The organism is Akkermansia massiliensis (assembly GCF_018847375.1).
GTDB classification, from domain to species: domain Bacteria; phylum Verrucomicrobiota; class Verrucomicrobiia; order Verrucomicrobiales; family Akkermansiaceae; genus Akkermansia; species Akkermansia massiliensis.
Genome location: NZ_CP072036.1, coordinates 722,102 through 736,358 on the forward strand (window position 1 = coordinate 722,102; position 14,257 = coordinate 736,358).

Annotated in this window: 16 protein-coding genes; 4 read left to right on the forward strand and 12 right to left on the reverse strand. The window is 57.2% G+C overall.

Features of this window, described 5'->3' with window-relative positions:
• Nucleotides 1-282 precede the first annotated feature (282 nt).
• The 7 genes from J5W70_RS03015 to J5W70_RS03045 form a co-directional block, all read right to left on the reverse strand.
• On the reverse strand, nucleotides 283-765 hold the full coding sequence (locus J5W70_RS03015) for a hypothetical protein (protein ID WP_215832919.1): 483 nt from the start codon (nucleotides 763-765) through the stop codon (nucleotides 283-285).
• Between the two features lie 298 nt (nucleotides 766-1,063).
• Complete coding sequence (locus J5W70_RS03020; RefSeq protein ID WP_022397594.1) at nucleotides 1,064-1,522, reverse strand: ExbD/TolR family protein; 459 nt, start codon at nucleotides 1,520-1,522, stop codon at nucleotides 1,064-1,066.
• Between the two features lie 11 nt (nucleotides 1,523-1,533).
• Entirely contained in the window at nucleotides 1,534-2,040 is a 507-nt protein-coding gene (locus tag J5W70_RS03025) for an ExbD/TolR family protein (protein ID WP_022397595.1), read from the reverse strand.
• Between the two features lie 78 nt (nucleotides 2,041-2,118).
• Entirely contained in the window at nucleotides 2,119-2,910 is a 792-nt protein-coding gene (locus J5W70_RS03030) for a MotA/TolQ/ExbB proton channel family protein (RefSeq protein WP_022397596.1), read from the reverse strand.
• 93 nt (nucleotides 2,911-3,003) lie between these two features.
• Nucleotides 3,004-3,642 carry an endonuclease III gene (nth, locus tag J5W70_RS03035; protein ID WP_022397597.1) on the reverse strand — a complete coding sequence of 213 codons (639 nt, stop codon included), beginning with the start codon at nucleotides 3,640-3,642 and terminating at the stop codon, nucleotides 3,004-3,006.
• A 96-nt stretch (nucleotides 3,643-3,738) separates the two neighbouring features.
• The gene (locus tag J5W70_RS03040) at nucleotides 3,739-4,410 is read right to left on the reverse strand and encodes a 3D domain-containing protein (protein WP_240454353.1); all 672 of its coding nucleotides are present in this window, start codon (nucleotides 4,408-4,410) and stop codon (nucleotides 3,739-3,741) included.
• A 388-nt stretch (nucleotides 4,411-4,798) separates the two neighbouring features.
• Nucleotides 4,799-5,302, reverse strand: a complete 504-nt coding sequence (locus tag J5W70_RS03045) for a hypothetical protein (protein ID WP_146019332.1) — start codon at nucleotides 5,300-5,302, stop codon at nucleotides 4,799-4,801.
• A gap of 209 nt (nucleotides 5,303-5,511) precedes the next feature.
• Here J5W70_RS03045 and J5W70_RS03050 point away from each other — a divergent pair, with 209 nt between their 5' ends.
• From J5W70_RS03050 to J5W70_RS03060, 3 genes are all read left to right on the forward strand, one after another.
• Nucleotides 5,512-6,483 (forward strand): uracil-DNA glycosylase, encoded by a 972-nt coding sequence (locus J5W70_RS03050; protein WP_022397600.1) that lies wholly within the window; start codon nucleotides 5,512-5,514, stop codon nucleotides 6,481-6,483.
• 3 nt (nucleotides 6,484-6,486) lie between these two features.
• Nucleotides 6,487-7,272, forward strand: a complete 786-nt coding sequence (locus tag J5W70_RS03055) for a beta/alpha barrel domain-containing protein (RefSeq protein ID WP_022397601.1) — start codon at nucleotides 6,487-6,489, stop codon at nucleotides 7,270-7,272.
• A 141-nt stretch (nucleotides 7,273-7,413) separates the two neighbouring features.
• A complete protein-coding gene (locus tag J5W70_RS03060; RefSeq protein WP_215832920.1) occupies nucleotides 7,414-9,801 on the forward strand; it encodes a heavy metal translocating P-type ATPase in 2,388 nt (795 codons plus the stop codon).
• Here the strand turns inward: J5W70_RS03060 and J5W70_RS03065 are convergent.
• From J5W70_RS03065 to rpsN, 5 genes are all read right to left on the reverse strand, one after another.
• Complete coding sequence (locus J5W70_RS03065; RefSeq protein ID WP_022397603.1) at nucleotides 9,796-10,152, reverse strand: YraN family protein; 357 nt, start codon at nucleotides 10,150-10,152, stop codon at nucleotides 9,796-9,798. The genes J5W70_RS03060 and J5W70_RS03065 overlap by 6 nt on opposite strands.
• A 28-nt stretch (nucleotides 10,153-10,180) precedes the next feature.
• Nucleotides 10,181-10,819 (reverse strand): ribonuclease HII, encoded by a 639-nt coding sequence (locus J5W70_RS03070; protein WP_022397604.1) that lies wholly within the window; start codon nucleotides 10,817-10,819, stop codon nucleotides 10,181-10,183.
• A 4-nt stretch (nucleotides 10,820-10,823) separates the two neighbouring features.
• On the reverse strand, nucleotides 10,824-12,236 hold the full coding sequence (locus tag J5W70_RS03075) for a hemolysin family protein (RefSeq protein ID WP_022397605.1): 1,413 nt from the start codon (nucleotides 12,234-12,236) through the stop codon (nucleotides 10,824-10,826).
• Nucleotides 12,237-12,290: 54 nt separating this feature from the next.
• Nucleotides 12,291-12,551: an FmdB family zinc ribbon protein gene (locus tag J5W70_RS03080; protein WP_022397606.1), complete on the reverse strand. Its 261-nt coding sequence runs from the start codon at nucleotides 12,549-12,551 to the stop codon at nucleotides 12,291-12,293.
• A 72-nt stretch (nucleotides 12,552-12,623) separates the two neighbouring features.
• Nucleotides 12,624-12,893 (reverse strand): 30S ribosomal protein S14, encoded by a 270-nt coding sequence (gene rpsN / locus J5W70_RS03085; protein ID WP_022397607.1) that lies wholly within the window; start codon nucleotides 12,891-12,893, stop codon nucleotides 12,624-12,626.
• 408 nt (nucleotides 12,894-13,301) lie between these two features.
• On the opposite strand from rpsN, the gene J5W70_RS03090 reads away from it, so the two are divergent.
• Nucleotides 13,302-14,246, forward strand: a complete 945-nt coding sequence (locus J5W70_RS03090) for a hypothetical protein (protein ID WP_146020129.1) — start codon at nucleotides 13,302-13,304, stop codon at nucleotides 14,244-14,246.
• Nucleotides 14,247-14,257 lie beyond the last annotated feature (11 nt).

A 14,257-nucleotide genomic window follows, 5' to 3' on the forward strand; every position in this document is an offset into this window, starting at 1 on the left:
AGTCATCCTTGCAAGAAAGTTCTTCCTGCTCGCGTTCCCTTAAGGGAGGATTGGGTTTGGAACCAAAAAGGCCTTTTTATCTCTGAGAATCCTGCTCTTTCAAAAAAAGATCCGGCATTCCGAGCCGGAGCAAATTCCGGCCATTAACGAAATGAACGCCCCTCTCTCAACTATCCTTGAAAGTTTTCAGGACCACTGAGTCCATCCCGGCTCTCATCAAAACATCCATGACAGCTGCGGCGCGCTGATTGGGAACATCTCCAGCCACCATTAACTGAACCACTACCCTGCCTCCCTCCCCGCGCTCCGCTTTTTGTTTTTCAGCCACTCGACGATAACCCCCAGGCTCCCTTTCTCCTCCACCAGAGGATAAAAAAGGCCATTCCCGTTACCGTAAAAGAGAGCATGCGGAAGAAGAAAAATGGAAGCGGACGGCATTGATGAAACCGTCCCGCTCTGCGGCCTTTCAGGAATGCCTGGAACTGCTGCAACAGGAGGTCCGGAAAAACGAACCCTCTTCACATTGCATTCTGCGGCAACCTGTATAACTTCGCGGGAATCCGTGAAGAGAGCCTTCCGGTCACCGCGCAGATAGAGGAAAGGCTCCTTACAGCCCTTTGCCCTCAGCTGTTCTGCCTGCTTCTTGATATGTTTCTTTAGTTCTTCCGGGGAATGGAGAGGCTCATGGGAGCCGGATCCCCAGCGGATACTGGAATCAATACCTTCCGGACGCCTGTCCTCCTTTTTGCCATACACATTGATCACGATGTTGCCGAAGGATGACCTGATTTCTCCGGAATGTTCATCTTCCCGCATCTGAAGGCCTTCCTCTCCCCGCCGCGCACTACATCCTGCCGTCTCGGAAACCGGGATGCTGCGGCAGGCGCCCGATTCCTGAGACGCCTTCAACGGTAATGCCTGAACGGCGTTCGAGAAGACGATCAGGATTGCCCCCCACCGGGCTGCATGATTTGACCGGACCATAAGAAAAAAAGACAGCGGGCCACTTCCACACTCTTGCAGGGAAGCCGAACATCAATAACACGGTCCATCCGTGAATGGCTTAGTCGTCCTTGAGGTCGGTCAGGGCCACCGTGGTAATTCCTGCTTCCGTCAAAGCGTTCATGACGTCAATGACGCGCTGGTGGGGAACATCGCCCTCCACCCACAACTGAACTACCGGCTTGGTGCCTACGGCGCTGGCTTCCTGTTTCTTGGCTTCCAGCTGCTGCACGAGGGTCGCCAGGTTATGGTTGTTCATGTCATTGTCAATCATCAGGCTGTTGTCCTTGCCCCAGTAAATGGTGCCGTCCTTGATGATGCGGATCAGCGCCGGTTCAATCTGGGAGGCGGTATCGCTCACGGATTGTCCCGGCATGGACATGTCCAGCTTGCGTTCCTGAATCAGGGAGGTCGCCACAAGGAAGTAAATCAACAGAAGGAAGCACACGTCGATAAGGGAGGAAATATCCAGCTTGGGATCTTCATCCTCAACCATCTCCAATTTTTTATGTCTTGCCATAGCGCGTAATGTTATTCGTCCTTGTTTGCAGCAGAGGAATTTTTGGCAGGCAATACGGCAAAGATCACCTTGACCACGCCACATTCCGCAGCCACGCGAATCACTTCCCGCGAGCCCTTGAACAGGGCCTTCTGGTCGCCGCGCAGATACAGGCGGGTTTCAAAGTCCTGCTTGTCCTTGAAGCGTTCCGCAAGGTTTTTGATATATTCCTTCAGTTCATCCGGAGAGTTGAGCGGCGCACTGACATCGGAAGCCCAGCGAACGTTGGGATCCATGCCGGCGGGACGCTTTCCATCCCCTTCACCGTACACATTCACCACGATGCAGCCGTTGGCGGATTTCACTTCACCGGAACTGCTGGCCGTGGGCATTTGAATGTTCTTATCCTTTTTAACGGTAATGGCCGTAGCGTTCACCACGAAGAAGATCAACAGGAGGAAAACCATGTCGATCATGGGGGACATATCCATTTCCCCGCTCTCTTCGTCGGCCGCTACATTGGCTTTTTTCTTACCCATAAGCTACATTTGGTTGAGATTCTCCGGCCCGGCTCCGCCTGGGCGGAAACTTCCGGACCGGACCGTCTTTCCCGGCGATCAGGCCAGGCCTTCGGGAATGCGGGCAAGCTGGGCTTCGGCGTTCACCACGTTGATGGAGGTGTTCACCATTTCCTGCACGGTGCCTACGCATTCGGCAATATGGGCGTTGGCGATGCCCTTCTGGAAGAAGAAGAACGGCGTGGCGATAATGGCGTTGATCAAGCCCCAGAAGGTCGTCAGAAGAGCCACGGAGATGTCACCGGCAAGCTGGGTGGGGTCTGCCTGTCCGGCGCTTGACAGCGTGCCGAACGCGCCCACCATCCCCTGCACCGTACCGAAGAGGCCGAGCATGGGGGAAATCTGCGCGCAAAGGGCCAGCATGTTAATCCATTTGAATACGGAACGGCTTTCATTGGCCGTAAAGTCGGCTACGGCGTCTTCAATGGCGTCCTTGCCAAGGTCTTCCGGACGGGTGGCGTCCACATTCGGCAGGGCATACGCAACCAGGCGGCCCAGATAGGTAGGGCTGCCGGCTGCCACTTCAATGGCGGAGCGGATGCGGCATTCGGCCATCAGCTGCAACAGGGTGACCTTGAGGTCTTCCGGACAGAATTTTTCCTTTTTCAGAGCCACCATGTTGTAGATTACCAGGAAAACGATGAAGGCTTCCACCAGCATAATCGGGATCATGGTCCAACCACCGGCGATGATCCATTTGTCAAGCATGGTCTGTTCCTGCGGAACAGCGGCTTCGGCAGCTTCCTGAGCAAAGGCGGATGTAGAAAACGCGGCCATCAGGACGGAAGCAAATGCGGCGAAACGGAAACCCAGTCTAAAAAGGTTCTTCATAATTTAAGTTATATGGTTGTTCGAAAAGATACTGGTGTATTAAAGCATGCAAATTCAGACTTGCAAGCATTCATTTCGGGCCCTGGCAAAAATTCAGACACCCGCGGAACCGTCTTCCCGGGCCAGCCGGCTGCAGATCGGACAGCGCCCTCCGCAACCCCGCGCAGAGCAGTATTCACGCCCGTACAAGACGATGCGCAGATGAAGATCCCCCCATGAATTTTCAGGGAAAAGGCTTTTCAAGTCACGTTCCACGGCTTCCACCGTTTTCCCCTTGCTCAGCCCCCACAACCGGGAAAGGCGGAAAATGTGCGTATCCACCGGAAAGGCAGGAACGCCGAAGGCCTGAGTCATGACGACGGAGGCCGTTTTATGCCCTACCCCAGGAAGGGATTCCAGGGCCGCAAAGTCGCAGGGAACCTGCCCCTGGTATTTTTCCACCAGGATGCGGCTGAGGTTCACGATGGCGGACGCCTTCCTTTCCGAGAGGCCGCAGGGCCGCACGATTTCCCGGACCGCTTCCACATCCTGCCGGGCCATTTCCTCCGGAGTGGAAGCCAGGGCGAACAGGGCCGGGGTCACCAGGTTTACGCGCTTGTCCGTGCACTGGGCGGACAGAAGAACCGCCACCAGCAGGGTGTAGGCGTCGCGGTGCGCCAGGGGAATGGGAGGGTTCCCATACAGGGACATGAGTTCCTCCCGGACAATGGAAGCCCGTTTTTTCGTATCCATGCCGCCAGATTACCATCCTGCACGCACGCCGGAAAATAAAAAAGCGCCGCCATGTGATGAATGGCGGCGCCCGGGTTAAAGGGTTCAGGAATCCGGTCAGTCAGCCTTGGCGTAAAGCCCCTTGGACACGCGGTGCTGCAGGGCCGCATACATGGCGCGGCAGTGCCTGTAGCCGCGGCGGCTGCCGAGCACTTCCAGACTGTTGGCGGGGTCTCCCCAGCGGACGATGGTCAGTTCCACATAGCGGCGGCCCCATTCCTTCATCAGCTTCTTGTTAGGCTGGTAAATGTCAATGGTTCCGGTCCCGACCAGGGCGCTCCCGTAATCGTCAACGACGTAGAGATAGGGCTGCCCCTTGATGCGGAAGGTTGTTCCCAGAGGGTAAACGGACCAGTCCGCAGCGGCGCTGCGCACGGAAGAAGTGTATTTCAGCGTCGTGCCAACGGCATTCCGGGGTCCGTAGGCCAGATGGTCACGTTCGGAATGAGTATAAGCCGTGGTGCGTACTACACGAGTGCGCTGGGCGGGGTGGTAAAACGGCATCTTGTGTTTGTCGCGCCCCAGTTTGGGGAGCTTGGAAGAAGGCACTGCCGAACGGCTCGGCGCCAGGGGCTGAACAAATCCCTGGGCATTTTCACCTACACGGGCCAAAACAAGGGCGTCACTACTGGATTTCCCCATGCCGGTTACAGCTCCGTTTGTCGAGCAGCTGCTGACAAACATGGCCGCGACGGCACAAGACAGGGTGGCAATTATTCTTAAATTCATGCGGTATGAGGTTAGGCGCCATACACATGGCAGTCACTCCGGCAGAACCTTCAGGCCATGTGCGGAAGCCGAAAAATCGGCAACGGCGGCTCTTGGGTACGAAATAATTTCTGCCTTGGCAATCCTTTTTTTTCACCGACCCCCTTCCAAACAAGGAAAACCTATTAATATAAAACGCTAAAAATAAGCAATATATAAAACATGCCGCATTTTTGTCATATCATGACAAATAATATACTTCACGAAACATCTTTTTCTATCACATCACGACACACTTTTTTATTTTTAATACATCTTGCTTACTATAAATATGATATAAGAGAAAATCGACCTCAATCCTTCAAAAGATTCCCTAAAAAAGTTCAATGGGCCAAATTCCGGAAGGCCGTCATGGATGGAAAAATCGCGTCTCCCCTTGAACGAATTTCCCTTTGCTGTTCAGGCTTCCACGTGAATTTTTCCTTTCCCGTTTCCTTATCTGCGCCCTTCCTGCTTCCCAATATGCCGCAATGCAGGGTTCGGGAAGAGGTTGGGAAGAACATTTCCCGGCAATAAGGATTCGGGACACGGGATTTTTACCGGGGCATGCTCCGGCCATGGGAAAGCTATAGAAAAAAAGGCATGCAGGCCTGATTGAAAAAACATCCCGTAACCCGTCTTGCAGCAGTTTTTCAAATTCTGGAGAAACTTCCATGCCAAGAAAAAGAAAGATGCGGGGAACAGCCCGCTCTGCGCAGGAAAGGAATCCTTCCGTTTTCTCCTGTAATTTTTCCGGAGCGGGAACCGGAAAAGCCCGGTTGGACGGAAAACGAAGCTTCAACCCTGAAGAGCAGGGAAAGCCGGAAGGCGAACGAATCAATTCCCTGCCTCCTGTAAAACGGTCCCGGAACAAGCATGCCTGCTTGCAGGCGGGCGTTGCCCCGTTGAACGGCATTCATGGACAAGAGGGGGGAAATTTCATAGCCGCCCTTCCTTTTTTCTCTTTCCCCTCTTTCCTGCGACGCTCTTCAGATGACGCCAAGCCTCCTGCTCCCGGCGGCCGGGCGCACACCCAATGGGCTGTTGCATCCCTCCGGAAATAGATTACACTCCGGAACGAACATGTCTGCCGGCCTGCCCCAACACCTCACGCTGGACTACCTGCGCGCCCTGTTATCCCGGGGCGTGGAGAAGGCTGCCGTCACGGAGGAGGCCAGAACGGTCTTGAGGAAATGGGTCATGGACGCACGGCGGATCGCCAGGGGGGAAATCCCCTCTTCCGTTTCCGCCCCCTCTGTTTCCGGAGAAACGCAGCCGCCGCCGGAAATTCCAGGCCAGCCGCCGGACTCCGTGGATGAAGTTTCCTTCGGCAACGAACTCCGGGACATCCTCAACGGAGTACAGCCGGGCAGAACGGAGGAGGAAGCCACGCTGCCCCGCCATATTTCCTTTGCCCTGGAAGGTGAAACGGAGGAAGAGAAACTGTCCTCCCTCCGGGAACTGGTCGTCAACTGGCCGCCGCTTCGGAATATGGAGTCCCTGCGGGACACGCCCGTCTTTTCCTCCGGCAGTCCCAGGGCGGACATCATGATGGTCACGGACGCCCCCGGCCTGTATGAAGAAAAGCAGGGCGTTCCCCTGGCCGGCCCCTCCGGACAGAAGCTGGACGCCATGCTGAAAGCCATGGGGCTTTCCCGTACGGACATTTACCTGACCCATCTGGTCAAGTACCGCCCCGCCCTCCCCCGCCAGCTTACCAACAACCGGCCTCCCACGGACCGGGAGATAGAGGTATCCCTCCCCATTCTCCGGGAGGAAATCATGCTGGTGCGCCCGAAAGTGGTGGTAGCCCTGGGCGCCATCGCGGCCAGGGGCATCCTCCAATCCGGAGAGACGCCGCTTTCCGCCCTGAGGGGGACGTTCCACACGGCTTTCGACACGCCTGTGCGCGTTACTTACAATCCCAGCTACCTCCTCCGCACGGAGGATATTTCAGAAAAACGAAAGGTTTGGGAGGACATGCTGTGCGTCATGGAACAGGCCGGCCTTCCCATTTCCGAAAAGCAACGTTCCTATTTCCTGCCCAAAAAGTAACATATGGATTATTTAAACAGCATTCTGGAGCGCAAACGCGCCGACTTGAAAAAAATCCTTCCCCTGGAAGGGAAATTGCGGGCCTCCGCCATCCAGAGGAATGACTATGCGGGATTCCGCACCGCGGTGGACCTTGGGGAAAACCGTCTTTCCGTCGTCCCGGAAATGTCCAGGGTCCATCCCGTCCTCAACCTCCGGGAGTCAAACCAGGACCTCCGCCACCTGTACGGCATGTTCATCCAGGGCGGCGCGCAGGGCATTTCCATCGCCGTGGAACCGGAGGTATACGGCGGTTCCTGGGACATGGTTTCCACCATTTCCAGAATCAGCACTGTCCCCGTCATGGCGCGCGACGTTTTCATCCATCCCGCCATGATCTGCCAGGCCATCGTCTCGGGAGCGGACGCCGTCAACCTGGTGGCGGCCGCCCTGCCGGAAAAGGACCTGGAAGACCTGTACCGCATGGCCTCCGGGCTGGGACTGGACGTGATGATGGAAGTCCATACCCTGAATGAGCTTGAAACCGCCATGGATCTGGAAGCGGAATTCGTCTGCATCAACAATGCGGACCCGCATACCCTCCAGGCCAATCCGGCGGTTACGGAAAAACTCATTGAAGAAATTCCCGCCTCCGTCACCGTCCTGGCCGCAGGAGGCATCCGCACCGTGGAAGACGCGCGCCGCATGCTGGATGCCGGAGCCAACGGCGTCATTCTTCAGGACGAACTGGCCCGCATGGATATTCCCCAGGATTTCATGGAAGCCATTCTGGCGCTCAGGGCGGAATGATTTTTCCTCCTGCACTATATATAATAGACAGGAGCAATCTGTGCCCGCATGGAGAAATGCGGGCTTGAAGCCGCTTCCGCGGTTTTTCCAATCATGGCTGTCCCGGAACGGAAAGGGTCCCGGAATTGTCTCACTTTCCGTATGGACATGACCAACAGCCCGCATGCCCGGCATGGAGCTTCCGGACACACGGACCCCGTCTGCGGAGCGCAAGTCGGGGAAGATACTCCCTGGAAGGCCGGCTATCAGGGGAAAACCTATTTTTTCTGCAGCCGTTCCTGCCGGGATAAATTCACGGCAGCGCCGGAAGAAGCTCTTGCCCACCCTCCGGACGCCGGACACGGCATGGACATGAAGGGCATGGACATGCCCATGCACCACCATGAAGACATGGACCATTCCTCTGCCATGGAGTCTGCGGCCGCCGCTCCCGGTACGGTGTACACCTGTCCCATGCACCCTCAAATCCGGCAGGATCATCCCGGAGCATGCCCCATCTGCGGCATGACGCTTGAACCACTGCTCCCTTCCGCAAACGCCCGGGACGATACGGAGCTGAATGACTTCCGCAGGCGTTTTTATTTTTCCCTGCCTTTCGTCGTCCTGATCTTCATTATTTCCATGGGCGGCCATCTTGCGCGCTGGATGAACGCCGGAGTCCAGAACTGGGTGGAACTGTTCCTGGCCATCCCCGTGGTCCTGTGGGCGGGAGAGCCGCTCCTGGTCCGGGGATGGGATTCCATCAAGACCCGCAATCCCAACATGTGGACGCTGATCGGAGCCGGAACCTCCATCGCCTTTCTGTACAGCCTGGCCGCTACCATCGTGCCCGGCTGGTTTCCCGCCGTTTTTACCCATGACGGGCATGTTCCCGTTTATTATGAGGCGGCGGCCATCATCATCTCCCTCAGCCTTCTGGGCCAGGTGCTGGAACTGAAAGCCAGGTCCCGTACGGCGGAAGCCATCAGGGCCCTGATGAATCTGGCCCCCGCCACCGCCCATCTGGTACTCCCCAACGGGGTGGAAAGCGACATTCCCCTGAAGGACGTGCAGACCGGCGACGTGCTGAGAGTGAAACCGGGAGAAAAGATTCCGGTAGACGGCGTCCTGAAGGACGGGGGAAGCGATGTAGACGAGTCCATGCTGACCGGAGAACCCATTCCCGTCTCCCACGTTCCCGGCGACAAGCTGATCGGCGCCACGCTGAACACCACAGGCACCTTCACCATGACGGCGCAGAACGTGGGGAATGACACCGTCCTGGCGCGTATCGTCAACCTGGTGGCCCAGGCCCAGCGGACCAAGGCCCCCATGCAGAGGCTGGCGGACAAGGTGGCGCGCTACTTTGTGCTTGCGGTGGTGCTCATTGCCGTTCTCACGTTTTTCGCCTGGGGATTCTGGGGGCCGCAGCCATCCTGGCCGCACGGGCTGGTGAACGCCGTCGCCGTCCTGATCGTAGCCTGCCCCTGCGCGCTTGGCCTAGCTACTCCCATGTCCATGATGGTGGCTTCCGGAAAGGCGGCCTCCCTGGGCATCCTTTTCCGGGACGCGGCCGCTCTGGAAACCATGCACAAGGTCAATATCCTGGTGATGGACAAGACAGGCACCCTCACGGAAGGCAGGCCATCCCTGGTCAACGTAACCACGGGGAACAACGTGAATATGGACGCGTTGCTCGCCCGGTGCGCCTCTCTGGAGCAGAACAGCGAACACCCCATCGCGCGCGCCTTCCTCCAGAAGGCGGCGGAGGAAAAGCTCACCCTGTCGCCCATTGAGGATTTCCAGTCCTTCCCGGGCGGCGGCGTGGCCGGGACTTTCCAGGGCAGCAAGGTTTGCGTAGGCACCGCAGACATGATGCAGAAGCGGGGCGTAGACATCTCCTCCCTGGCTCCGTGGGTGGAAGAACAGCGGAGGCAGGGCCGCGTTACCGTCTTTGCCGCGGTGGACGGCCAGGCGGCGGGAGCCTTCTCCCTGGCGGATAAAATCCGGGAAAACACGCGCCAGGCCCTGGCGGACCTTACTGCGCGCGGCATCCGCATCATCATTGCCTCCGGGGACGCGCCCGCGACGGTGGAAGCCGTGGCGAGGGAGCTGGGCATTTCCGAATTCCACGGAGGAATGACACCGGCGGACAAGCAGGCGCTCATCGCCTCCCTGAAAAGCGGGAACGCCGTGGTCGCCATGGCGGGGGACGGCGTTAACGACGCTCCCGCACTGGCGGAAGCGGATGTGGGCATCGCCATGGGAACGGGATCGGACGTAGCCATGCAGAGCTGCGGCGTCACGCTGGTGAAGGGGAACCTGCTGGTGATTTCCAAGGCTTTCGCCCTTTCCACCGCCACCGTGAAAAACATGAAATCCAACCTGGGTTTCGCCTTCGTGTACAACGCTCTGGGCATCCCCATAGCCGCCGGCATCCTCTATCCCTTCTGGGGCATCCTGCTTTCTCCCGTCATTGCGGCAGGGGCCATGTGCCTGAGCTCCGTATCCGTCATTCTGAACGCCCTGCGCCTGCGGCGCTTTTCATGAAGCGGGCAAATCCTTCTCCCCGAACGCGCCGCGTATACGCCTGAATTCCGGGGGCTTCCCCTCCCGGTACAGGACTTCCACAATATCGTAACGGGAGGGAACCGGTTCCGGAAGCTGGCGGAGCCATTCCGCCGCTCCCCGCCGTATCAGCGCCCTTTTGCGGGCGTCCACGGCGCGGCGGGCTCCCCCGTAACCGTTTCCCGTACGGGTCTTCACTTCCACAAAAACCAGGCAGTTCCCGTCCCGGCACACGAGGTCCAGTTCCCCGCCCCTGACGGGACGCCAATTCCTCCTTAAGACGGAACACCCTTCCCCACGTAGGAAAGAGGCCGCTGCCAGTTCCCCGTACATTCCCAGCCATGCCGTATCCCGCTCCTTCCTATTCAGGAATGGACAGTTCCATTTGTGAAACCGGCGCAAACGAGCGGCGATGAAGCGGACAGGGCCCATGCCTCCGCAGGGCTTCCATGTGGGCTTTCGTGCCATATCCCTTGTGTTTTGCAAAACCGTACTGCGGATAGGAGGCATCCGCCTCCGTCATCATGCGGTCCCTCGTCACCTTGGCCAGCACGCTGGCGGCGGCAATGGAAAGGCTCCTGCCGTCTCCCTTCACGATAGCGCGGTGCAGAACGGGAAGCCCCTTGACGGGCAGGCCGTCCACCAGGCAGAAATCCGCATGCGGGGCCAGCCCTTCCACGGCGCGCGCCATAGCCAGATGAGTGGCTTTCAGGATGTTGAGACGGTCTATTTCCTCCACGGAAGCCACCCCCACGGAGCAGGCCACCTGTTCGCAATCCAGCAGAGCCAGGAACAGGCGTTCCCTCTTAGCCGCGGTCAATTGCTTGGAATCATTCAACCCGGACAGTTCCTCCGGCAGTTCAGGCAGAATGACGGCCCCGGCCACCACAGGGCCGGCCAAAGGGCCGCGGCCGGCTTCATCCACCCCGGCCACATAAAGAAAACCGGAGGAACGGGCCTCCCTTTCAAAACTCATATCCGGGTGTGACTTTTCCGTCATGGCCTTATTCCTCCTCCTGTTCTTCCGGAAGGCGGGTCAGCAGAATCTGCGTGATTCTTCTGCCGTCCGACCCCGTCACTACGGCCCGGTAGCGGCCAATCTTCAATTCCTCCCCTTCTTCCGGAATGTAACCCAGCCGGCTGATCACGTAACCGCCCAGCGTGGTGACGCCCGGGCAATCCAGGTCCATTTCAGGCAGGTAATCCGCCAGGTCAAACAGGGTAACGGCTCCGTTCACGGCATACGTATCCTTGCCGGTCTTGACGAATTCCCGCATTTCCTCCTGGTCAAACTCATCCTGAATGTCGTCCCCCACGATCTGTTCCAGCACATCGTCCAGGAACACCAGGCCGATGGAATCACCAAACTCATCCACCACCAGGGCAAAATGGGCATGCTCTTTCAGGAAGAACGTCAGAAGGCTGTCCAGAGGCATCGTATCCGGCACCACGCGCAACTCACGCCGCACGCTTCTAAGGTCCGGATTTTCCTGCCCTACCAGCTTGAGCAGATCCTTGACGTGCACCCAGCCCTTCACCTCGTCCAGATGGTCGCCCTCCACCAGGGGGAAACGGGTATGGCGGGACTTCCGGGCAAGTTCCCAGTTCTCCTCAAAGGGGGCCGTCAAATCCATCACGTCCACTTCGGAACGCGGCGTCATCACGTCCTTGACGCACATGTCGTTCAGTTCAAGGGCATTCTTGGATATCTCCGCCTCCTGCTTCGTCAGCTCTCGGGAACGTTCGCTTTCCTCCACCAGGTACATCAGTTCATCCGTGCTGTGAACCGTGCAGGCCGTGGAGCGGGGATCGATACCCAGCAGGTACTTCAGCACAAACCGGGCAATTCCGTCCGTCAGGCCAAGAATGCCCGTATATTTGAATACCGTGTAAAAGAAATGCAGCAGGGGGACCGTCGCCAGAGCGGCCCTGTCCGGATGGCGCACCGCCATGGCCTTGGGAATAAACTCCCCAAAAATAACCTGGCAGCAGGCAAAGAAAATAAACGTAACGGCCAGAGCAATGCCGTAAACGGGAACCTTACCGCCCAGCCCCAGGGAAACAAGGAAGGGAGCCGTCAGCTCCGCCACGAAAAACGTGCCCAGAAATCCCAGCGCCAGAGAAGAAAGGGTAATGCCCGCCTGGCAGGCGGCCAGATACAGGTCAAGGTGCTTGACCGCCTTCCGTGCCCGGGCCAGCTTCCTACGGGTACGCGCCGGAACGCCATCCCCGGCGTGCAGCTGGCTTTCGCGAACCTTCATCAGGGCGAACTCGGCCGCCACAAAAAACGCGTTCAGCAGTAAAAAAAGGATAAAGCCGGCAATCGCCAGCGTTATCCCACCCAGCGCCGGAACAGCGTCGGGCGCTTCAGCGGCCCCAAAGGCCGCAAGAATACTCAGAGGGTCCGGATCATTCATTCTGTTTCAAGTAGTATACGGGAAAGGAGGCCGGAATATTTCCCGGCTTTTGTGTTACAGTTTTTCATAAACGCCCTTGTCCCGGCGCTCCAGCACGGTGAACCCGGCTGCCTTGGCGTCGGAAACGGAAAGAGGCTTGGTCGCCTCCGGCACATTGATCCGGCTGATGACCTTGCGCACCGGATGCTTGCACACCAGGCACTTTTCAAGCGGCGCACGGTCCACCGGCCGCCGCAATTCAAAACCGCGGCGGCACACCGGGCAGGACTGGCCGGGGTCGTCAGGGTTTTCGGAAATATACTCGTATATGGGCATAGTAAAACGCTAGGCTAAATAAAAATCAGCCTAGCGTCAAAATCTTTATAAGGCTGCAACCTTTCCCTGCCCTTACCAGCTGGATTTGGTCACACCGGGGATCATGCCGGCGTTGGCCAGTTCGCGGAAGGAAATACGGGAAAGCTTGAAACGGCGGATAAATGCGCGGCGGCGGCCGGAAACAAGGCAGCGGTTGACCGTACGGGTCGGGCTTGCATTGCGGGGCAGCATGGTTAAACCGATATAATCCTTCTCAGCCTTCAATTGCGTACGCAGTTCCGCGTAGCGCTTGACGGTGTCAGCCTTTTTCTTGTCTCTTGCGATCCAGCTCTTCTTAGCCATAAGTTCGGCGGAATAAGTAGAGGGCCGGGGATGAAAAATCAAGCGCTTTTTTTCAATTTCATCAAATTCAAGCCGTTTTCAATGTCATCCGTCCTTTTTGGCAGCTTCCGCACATCGGCTTGAACGCCTGTTTCTTCCGCAAGCGGCACCATCAGGAAAAGCCTCACAGGCGTTTCCGGCGGAACGGAAGCAGTCGATTATTTAACTCTTCCTAATCATTTCTTCCCCGGCGGAACGGGATCATATCTGCAAGGCATCAGCATAAAATGGGAATTCCCTTGACTTCAATCGTATTTTTGGAAAACTTTTTCAAGAATGTTGTTGAAAAACAAGGTTGTTATGAAGATCTGCGTCTTTGGCGCACTTCTTGCATGCCCCTGCCGTGTGACGGCGGAAGAGGAGGGACCCATGCAAGGTCTGAAGATTGAATCGAAAACGCATAAGTATTCCGCGGATTACCACATCGCCAAGGAAGAAGGACAGAATCCGGACGAGGACGAGGATAAAAAAAGGACCTGCGTGGGCATGGGCGAGAAGGTTACCTTGACGTTGACGGGAAAGAAGGCGCTCATTGGAGAAGATGAGGACATCAGGTGGAGCCTGGCGGACGGGGCGCATTTGGGCAGCTTTGAGGGAATAACTGATGGAAAGCGTAAAGTAACATTGTCCATCAATGAGGATTTGGGTCCGAAGACCGTCGGAAACAACCATACGATCAAAGTCTGGGCATATGGTTCAAAAACGCAGCAGATGCCCGATAAACCGCTCAAACTGGAAGTGTGCATCCCTACCCACATCACCGGGAAGCACAGGAAAAAGGAAGGAGGCGGCAGGGGAATGATTGCGGACGCTGAAAAATTTCCCGGTTTTCCTACGGATGAGGCACAGGACCGGGGCAAACCCGGAGCTTCCGCCCAGCTGGAATTGACGATCCATCCCACGAAAGTCAATTTCCAGAATATCCATGTGATTGAAAAAGACGCGGACGCCAGCGACAAAACTTTTCCTCCCCTGGGAGGCAGGCACCGGCCCGGAGAAACATGGTCCCAGATTGATCCCGGCAACAGGGTCATTGACACCATAGCATGGAAAAAGACGATGAATGAGGTGAAAGGCGGATTGAGTCCGGATGCCCCGGAACAGAAATGGGATTGGGCATGTAAACGTTACGTGCAGTCTATTCTGCACCGGGATGTTTACATGCTCAATACCGTGACGCAAAGCTTCAAGGTCCGGTGGACGGACCCCAGGACCAGAAAAGCCGTCCATGCATGGATTTCCAAATTTGAATGCCAGGTGGAACGCGACTCCCAGCAGGGAACCCATGCGTTTTCCCCGCAAGACAACAAATAATGATCCCCACA

Bases quoted from the DNA above. Each gene is read 5' to 3' on its own strand.
- J5W70_RS03070 (WP_022397604.1), bottom strand. From the start codon at position 10,819: ATGACGGAAAAGTCACACCCGGATATGAGTTTTGAAAGGGAGGCCCGT.
- rpsN (WP_022397607.1), bottom strand. From the start codon at position 12,893: ATGGCTAAGAAGAGCTGGATCGCAAGAGACAAGAAAAAGGCTGACACC.
- J5W70_RS03060 (WP_215832920.1), top strand. From the start codon at position 7,414: ATGGACATGACCAACAGCCCGCATGCCCGGCATGGAGCTTCCGGACAC.
- J5W70_RS03090 (WP_146020129.1), top strand. From the start codon at position 13,302: ATGCAAGGTCTGAAGATTGAATCGAAAACGCATAAGTATTCCGCGGAT.
- J5W70_RS03080 (WP_022397606.1), bottom strand. From the start codon at position 12,551: ATGCCCATATACGAGTATATTTCCGAAAACCCTGACGACCCCGGCCAG.
- J5W70_RS03055 (WP_022397601.1), top strand. From the start codon at position 6,487: ATGGATTATTTAAACAGCATTCTGGAGCGCAAACGCGCCGACTTGAAA.
- J5W70_RS03065 (WP_022397603.1), bottom strand. From the start codon at position 10,152: ATGTACGGGGAACTGGCAGCGGCCTCTTTCCTACGTGGGGAAGGGTGT.
- J5W70_RS03075 (WP_022397605.1), bottom strand. From the start codon at position 12,236: ATGAATGATCCGGACCCTCTGAGTATTCTTGCGGCCTTTGGGGCCGCT.
- J5W70_RS03050 (WP_022397600.1), top strand. From the start codon at position 5,512: ATGTCTGCCGGCCTGCCCCAACACCTCACGCTGGACTACCTGCGCGCC.
- J5W70_RS03040 (WP_240454353.1), bottom strand. From the start codon at position 4,410: ATGAATTTAAGAATAATTGCCACCCTGTCTTGTGCCGTCGCGGCCATG.
- nth (WP_022397597.1), bottom strand. From the start codon at position 3,642: ATGGATACGAAAAAACGGGCTTCCATTGTCCGGGAGGAACTCATGTCC.
- J5W70_RS03030 (WP_022397596.1), bottom strand. From the start codon at position 2,910: ATGAAGAACCTTTTTAGACTGGGTTTCCGTTTCGCCGCATTTGCTTCC.
- J5W70_RS03020 (WP_022397594.1), bottom strand. From the start codon at position 1,522: ATGGCAAGACATAAAAAATTGGAGATGGTTGAGGATGAAGATCCCAAG.
- J5W70_RS03025 (WP_022397595.1), bottom strand. From the start codon at position 2,040: ATGGGTAAGAAAAAAGCCAATGTAGCGGCCGACGAAGAGAGCGGGGAA.